Below are 6,259 nucleotides of genomic sequence, written 5' to 3' on the forward strand. Positions count from 1 at the left end.
CTGCAATTCCAGTACGCCGCATTCGAATACCACTTTGGAAGGTGCCAAAGTGTCGGCGTCGGCGTCTACTTCAGAAGTGCTCAGCGGACTGTCGGGCGCCCGCGTTCACGACCAGACGCGCACGCACGCCGTGCCGCCACAGCTCGTACGCGGGGCCCGCGGCGGAGGAGCCGGAGGGCACGTAGGTGTCGTCGGCGAGGCGCGCCGCGGACTCGACGGTGACCCCGGCGAGGGCGTGCGTGGCCGTCCGGGTGTGCTCGGGGACCGTGCCCGAGTGGTGGCGGGCCTTGGCCGCGAAGACGGAGCCCTGCGCGAGGTGGTCGCGGTACTCGCCGGAGGCGTGCCGCAGCGCGTTCAGGTCCTCGGGGGTGGAGCAGCCGGCGAACGTCGCGGCGAGCCCGACCCCGGCCCACAGGTCGGCCTGCCGGCCCTCGGCGAACCGGCCCACGGCGGCGGCGACATGGTCGACGCGGGCGCCGTGGATGAACCACAGGGCGCGGCCGATGCCCTGGTCGACGGCGCGCGGGAAGTACTCCGCGGCGCCCTCCCAGGCGTAGGGGCGGTCCACGTACTGGCCGTCGATCCAGCGCTCGGTGTCGAAGTAGGCGCGGTCGAAGCCGTAGCCGTCGACGGCGAGCCAGCTCATCTGCGGGTAGTACGACTCGTCCGGCAGCTGGGGCATGACCTTCTTCCACAGCGGCCGGGGCAGCCGGGCCATGGCGAAGCCGATGCCGATGTAGTTGAGGAAGATGTGCCGCTTCCCCTCACCGGCCAGGAGTTCCTCGGTACGGGTCCCCTTGCGCGGGCCCATCACGTCCCGGACCGTCGAGGCCATGGTGGCGCCCTCGTAGGCGAAGCCCCGCGTCTCGGGGTCGACCAGGGAGAGTCTGCGCTCCAGCTCCCAGACTCCGGAGGCGTCGATGCCCCACTCGAAGCCGCAGACCACGGACTGCGGGATCGACTCGAGCTGTCGGGTCGCGGCCGTCTCGACGACGGGGAATCCGCGGCCGGCGAAGCTCACGTCCTTCAGGGACGGAGCCATGAGCAGTCTGCGCAACGCTCCCATTGCCGTCGCCACGATCGCCTCCTCGATGGCCACCCGGATGGTGGCGGAGGCCTCATCGTCCGGCGGGGCGCGAGCGGCGGGCATCTTCCCAGATGCGCAGCCCGCACCCGGCGACGGGGCACCGGACGGCGGTCCGCCCGGCCGTTCAGCAGGGCGTTCAACAGGGCGTTCAGCGGATGCGGCGCACCGCCACCTCCTCGTCGTGGATGGGCCGTTCGCACTTGTCACAGCCGAGGTGGACATGGACGTGGCCCTCGCAGCCGATGTGCTCGGCGCGCCGCGGCGGGCCCTCACCGGAGGGCAGGTTCCGGTCGCCCCACTGCATCAGGGCGATCACGGCACGGGTCAGGTCGCGGCCCATCGGGGTGAGCCGGTACTCGTACCGGACCGGCCTGTCCTGGTACGGGACCTTCTCCATGATGCCCAGGTCGACGAGGCGGCCGAGGCGGTTGGTCAGGACGTTCCGGGCTATGCCCAGGTTCCCGAGGAATCCGTCGAAGCGTTTCACGCCGAGCAGCGCGTTACGGACGATGAGCAACGTCCAGCGCTCCCCGATCAGTTCGAGTGAGCGGGCAAGATTACAGTCCTGCCCTTCGTATGTGTTCGGCAGCATTTCTCGAAGGTAGCGGTACGAGTTGCGTGAAAGAACCCACTTGACTCCACACGCACCTACTTAGGGAAGTTGGTACGCAAACATGCCGAAGCACGTCACGAAAGCGCCCCCGGAAACCGGTTCAGCATTCTGGAAGAAGCCCTCAAGTACCGGGAGATGCTGGGATGATCTCCCCGGATTCCGAGCCAGGGAGGTTCCCGAACCATGACCGCATCCGCCACGCAAGCACCGCCGTCCAGACAGGGCGGCGCGCTCGACACGCTCAACACCCGGCTGCACAAGGTCGGTCTGCGGGTCTTCCTCGTGATCGTGCTCGCGCACTGGGCGGAACACCTCGTCCAGGCCATGCAGATATACATCCTCGGCTGGCCGGTGCCGGAGGCCCGCGGCGTCCTCGGCATCCCCTTCCCGTGGCTGGTGACCTCGGAGTGGATGCACTACGGCTACGCCCTGGTCATGCTCGTCGGCTTCATCGTGCTGCGGCCCGGCTTCACGGGGAAGTCCCGCACCTGGTGGAACGTCACGCTCGGCATCCAGGTCTGGCACCACTTCGAGCATCTGCTGCTGCTCCTCCAGGCCCTGACCGGCGCGTACCTCGCGGGCAACGCCGTACCCACCAGCATCATCCAACTCTTCGCGCCCCGCGTGGAGTTGCACCTCTTCTACAACGCCCTGGTCACCATCCCGATGGTCGTGGCGATGGTGCTGCACACCCGGATCAGCAAGGAAGACGACCCGTCGGTGCGCTGCACATGCGCCCTCCAGGCGTGAGCACCGCACGATGAGCCCGACGACCACGGCGAGCACGGTGAGGAGAACCCGCAGGCCCTCGGGGTTCGTCTCGGGCCTGGTCCTCGCCTTCGCCTGCATCCTGCTGTTCGTGTCCCTGCCCAACCTCGGCAACGTGGCCCGCGCGGCCACGGCCGAGGGGGTGGCGGGCACGTTCACCGCCGGCCAACTCACCTGCGTACGGCATCCGGGCCACGAGACCTGCGAGTGGACCGGCACCTTCGAGTCCGCCGGAGGAACGCTCCGCCGCGACCCCACCACCCTGTACGGCAGCGGCCGCGAGTCACTGAAGGAGGGCCAGCGGGTCAAGGCCGTGGACGTGGGCAACGCGGGCCGCGTCTACAGCCCGGAGGGCTCCCACGAGTGGATCTTCACGGCCCTGCTGCTCCTGACGGGCTACGGCCTGCTGGCCTGGCTGGCGAGGCGCCACTTGACCCCCGGACCGGGCCCGTCCCGCACTTGAGGCCCGCCCCGGAGAACCCGCCCCGTTCAACCGGGGAACCCCAACCCCCCTGAACGCTCAGCCCTCCCGTACGCGTACGCCGCCGACACCAACGTCATGTGGTGATGCCAGCCGGGATACGACCGCCCCTCGAAGTCCAGCAGGCCGTACTCGTTCTCCAGCGCCTGCACCGTCGCCCTGGCCCTGCGCCGCAGCTGGGTCAGGGCGAACAACTCGTCCGTGCGCCGGTGCGCCATATTGGTCAGCCACAACTGCGTGGAGCGCCGCCCGGCACTGTGCCGCACCGCGAAAAGCCGGTAAGTACGGTGCGGGACCGCCCGGTTGACGCGCGTCTCCGGCAGCCGCACCAGACCGGTCAGCACCGAGGCCTGACCGGGACGCCCGTCGCGCACGGCGGAGGTGTCGAGCCGCAGCTGACTGTTCTGCTTCAACTCGAAGAACCGCTGCGCCTCCACCGGCGCGGGCAGCTCCCCGTTCAGCGCCGTACGCGCCGTCAGATGCCCGCCGGGCACCACCGGCATCCGGCCGGGCACCGCCACCACGAAGCCCCGCCCGTGCCGACTGAGCCCTCGCACCAGCGCACTCGCCCCGGCATACGCGGTCAGATCCGCGACGACCGGCAGATCCCCCGACCCCGTACTGCTCGACAGGGTGTCCACCAGGTCAAGCGCGTGCTGGTCGATGGCGCGGGTGTCGACACCGCCCGGGATCCGCGCCCGCGACCTGCGCTGCTCGTCGTTGACCCAGGAACCGGGCAGCAGCAGCCCCCAGTCCACCGGGATCGCCTCCGACTCCGAGGTGAGGAACGCGCCCACGCCGACCTGGCAGTTGACCGACCTGCCGGTGGACGGGACGAAGCGCCGGTGCACCCCGCAGGAGTGCTCGCCGCGCTTGCGCATCACCGCCACGTCGAGCGTCCAGGCCTTCGGGGCGAGCCGCTCCTCCGTCCAGCGCATCAGCTCGGCGCGGGCGGGGGCCCAGTCCCAGGGGCTGGCGTTCACGAACTGGTGCATGGACTGCGAGGCGGTCGGGGAGTCGGAGACGGCGGCGGCGAGGCGCCGTACCGACTTCTTCCCTTCCGCGCTGAGCAGGCCGGTGAGATAGGCCTGTGCCCAGTAGCGCTGGTCTGTGCGGGGCAGGTGTCCGAAGACTCGCTCGATGAACATCGAGACCGACACCTGTGAACGGGTCAAGTCGCGAGTTGCCATGGTGCCTTACCTCCCTGTGCCGGTCGGTGACTGGCGAACACGGGGCCGAACATACGGCGCGTCCACGGGCCGCATCCGAACGCTGGGCCTGTATTCGAGCCGTCCTCCAGTGCGTACTCCGGCCAGATCGCACACGAGACACGACCACTTTGGAAGGTTCGGCCAGCTCCGGCAGCGCACGGGCGCCCGCGGCCCCCAAAAAGCCGTCCCTCGTTTGGACGACTTGAACAACTCCGGCTTGTTCCGGGCCCGTTCACCGGTAAAGGTGACCCAGCCGCTCAGTCCGCCGCCGGTTCACAAGATCAGCGCACCGACCCGGGCGCCCCAGCTTCCGCACGACCTTGAAGCAGCGCTTCGGAGACAACATGGTGAAACAGGAGAGGGCCGCGCGCACGCGCCACACCCTCGTCCAGAACGCGGCCGCACTGTTCGACCGCCAGGGGTACGCGGCCACGTCCCTGGCCCAGATCACCAAGCTCACCGGCGGTATCTCCGCGGGGGCCCTGAACTTCCACTTCTCGTCCAAGGCGGAGCTGGCCCAGGCCGTCTCGGCGGCAGGGCACGAGGCGGTCGCCTGCGCCCTCGACGCGCTGGACGCCGACGGCGCCCCCCTCGACCAGCTGGTCGAGCTGACCCTGACGCTGGCCCGGCTCCTCGACACCGACGACACGGTGCGCGCGTCCGTACGCCTGGAGCGCGAGCTGCCCGTCGAGGTGTCCAGCTCGCGACTGTGGCTGACCCGCGTGGACGTACTGCTCCAACAGGCCTACGAGGCAGGGCAGTTGCAGCCGAAGGCGACCCCGGAGACGGTGGCGGGCCTGGTGACCCACCTGGTCGCCGGTACGGAGGCCCGGGTGCGGCGCCTGCGTACGGACCGGCCGGGGACGGACACGGACGCGGTCACGAGCACGGACGCGGTCGCCCTGCTCGATGACATCTGGCACCTAGTCCTGCCGGGCGTCGCGGCGACGCCCGGCAGGTGAGCCGGACCGCTCAGACGGCCCAGGGCGCGATCGGGTACCAGGGGATGATCTCCCGCCGAGCAAGGAGCCGTACGTCCCAGTACAGGAACGTGAAGACGCCGGCCACGATCAGCGTGACCGCGGTGAGCACCGCGAGCCGGCCGGGCTTACTGGTCAGCCACGCCTGCACCCGCCCACCGGCGAACGCGGCGACCGCCAGGAACAGCACCGCCATGATCACGATGTTGCCGAGCGACTGGAGGACGAACGCGGCAGCCCCGTACAGCAGGTTGCCGCTCTCGGCCGCGTCCCGGAACAGGTGCCGGAACAGCGGATAGGGCCGCCCGATCAGGAAGCCGCCGATGAGCACACCCATGAACACGGTCTGCGCGTGCGGGAAACGCACGGCGATCCGGGCGAACGGGTCCTTCACATAGCCGAGCGCGCTGAGCCCCAGGTAGAGCATGGCGAGCCCGATGACACCGAACACGACCATCGACTGCACGGACCGCCCGGACAGCTCCCCGGGCAGCGAGTCCGCCTGCGAGAACTGCGGCATCGAGGTGCCGACCGCCCCGACGACGGCTCCGTACACCGCGGCGACGGTGACCATCCCGAGCGACATCCAGCCCAGCGGCTTCAACGCCTGTACGAGACGGCCCCAGCGGCTGCCGACAGCGCCGAGCATCGGGGCGACCGCGCCGAAGGCCGCGATGTTGCAGGCCGTGAACGTCCCGGCGAGCCCGGACGTGAACGCGAAGGCGACCCCGGCGGCCGCCCCGGCGATCGGGGTGTCCTCGGCGCTGTGCCCGAGGATGCCGTCGGCGATAGTGGCGCCGACGGTCTGGTCGACGAACTCCGCGGACCACACCACGGTCAGCAGGAACCCGACCAGGGCGCTGATCCCGAGGACGAGCCCGCGCCGCCGCACGGCCGCCGCCCCGTCCGTGAGCAACGGCCCGCGCTGCCCCCCGTCACTCCCCCGGACCGTGAACTCCTCAACACGCGCCACTGCAGGCCCCTTTCAGGCTGCTCAACCATGCCGGAAGCACGACCGCGGAGATCGAACCGCCGCCGCACGCGCCGCAGCTTAGGAAGCACCACACCCGCCGCGATAGAGCGCCTCGGCAACCCGCCCGCAGCCGCGCCCACTTGGCC

General features: G+C 70.2%; 7 protein-coding genes. 3 read left to right on the forward strand and 4 right to left on the reverse strand.

The window, feature by feature from the left end:
- Nucleotides 1-70 precede the first annotated feature (70 nt).
- Entirely contained in the window at nt 71-1,078 is a 1,008-nt protein-coding gene (locus tag GUY60_RS10790) for a DUF1702 family protein (protein ID WP_312866250.1), read from the reverse strand.
- Between the two features lie 157 nt (nt 1,079-1,235).
- Entirely contained in the window at nt 1,236-1,679 is a 444-nt protein-coding gene (locus tag GUY60_RS10795) for a winged helix-turn-helix transcriptional regulator (protein ID WP_161696337.1), read from the reverse strand.
- Between the two features lie 204 nt (nt 1,680-1,883).
- On the opposite strand from GUY60_RS10795, the gene GUY60_RS10800 reads away from it, so the two are divergent.
- Together GUY60_RS10800 and GUY60_RS10805 are read left to right on the forward strand one after the other, a co-directional pair.
- Nucleotides 1,884-2,450 carry a hypothetical protein gene (locus GUY60_RS10800; protein ID WP_161696338.1) on the forward strand — a complete coding sequence of 189 codons (567 nt, stop codon included), beginning with the start codon at nt 1,884-1,886 and terminating at the stop codon, nt 2,448-2,450.
- Between the two features lie 10 nt (nt 2,451-2,460).
- On the forward strand, nt 2,461-2,931 hold the full coding sequence (locus GUY60_RS10805; protein WP_161696340.1) for a hypothetical protein: 471 nt from the start codon (nt 2,461-2,463) through the stop codon (nt 2,929-2,931).
- Nucleotides 2,932-2,957: 26 nt separating this feature from the next.
- Here the strand turns inward: GUY60_RS10805 and GUY60_RS10810 are convergent, their stop codons facing one another.
- The gene (locus GUY60_RS10810) at nt 2,958-4,139 is read right to left on the reverse strand and encodes an IS701 family transposase (RefSeq protein WP_161696342.1); all 1,182 of its coding nucleotides are present in this window, start codon (nt 4,137-4,139) and stop codon (nt 2,958-2,960) included.
- A gap of 365 nt (nt 4,140-4,504) precedes the next feature.
- On the opposite strand from GUY60_RS10810, the gene GUY60_RS10815 reads away from it, so the two are divergent.
- Nucleotides 4,505-5,122, forward strand: coding sequence for a TetR family transcriptional regulator (locus GUY60_RS10815; protein ID WP_161696344.1), 618 nt, complete (start codon nt 4,505-4,507; stop codon nt 5,120-5,122).
- Nucleotides 5,123-5,132: 10 nt separating this feature from the next.
- Here the strand turns inward: GUY60_RS10815 and GUY60_RS10820 are convergent, their stop codons facing one another.
- A complete protein-coding gene (locus GUY60_RS10820) occupies nt 5,133-6,113 on the reverse strand; it encodes a hypothetical protein (protein ID WP_223178680.1) in 981 nt (326 codons plus the stop codon).
- Nucleotides 6,114-6,259 lie beyond the last annotated feature (146 nt).

The organism is Streptomyces boluensis (assembly GCF_009908195.1).
GTDB classification, from domain to species: domain Bacteria; phylum Actinomycetota; class Actinomycetes; order Streptomycetales; family Streptomycetaceae; genus Streptomyces; species Streptomyces boluensis.

What these genes read in the sequence shown, in the direction of transcription:
- GUY60_RS10815 (WP_161696344.1), top strand. Translation starts at nt 4,505, where the DNA reads ATGGTGAAACAGGAGAGGGCCGCGCGCACGCGCCACACCCTCGTCCAG.
- GUY60_RS10800 (WP_161696338.1), top strand. Translation starts at nt 1,884, where the DNA reads ATGACCGCATCCGCCACGCAAGCACCGCCGTCCAGACAGGGCGGCGCG.
- GUY60_RS10805 (WP_161696340.1), top strand. Translation starts at nt 2,461, where the DNA reads ATGAGCCCGACGACCACGGCGAGCACGGTGAGGAGAACCCGCAGGCCC.
- GUY60_RS10795 (WP_161696337.1), bottom strand. Translation starts at nt 1,679, where the DNA reads ATGCTGCCGAACACATACGAAGGGCAGGACTGTAATCTTGCCCGCTCA.
- GUY60_RS10810 (WP_161696342.1), bottom strand. Translation starts at nt 4,139, where the DNA reads ATGGCAACTCGCGACTTGACCCGTTCACAGGTGTCGGTCTCGATGTTC.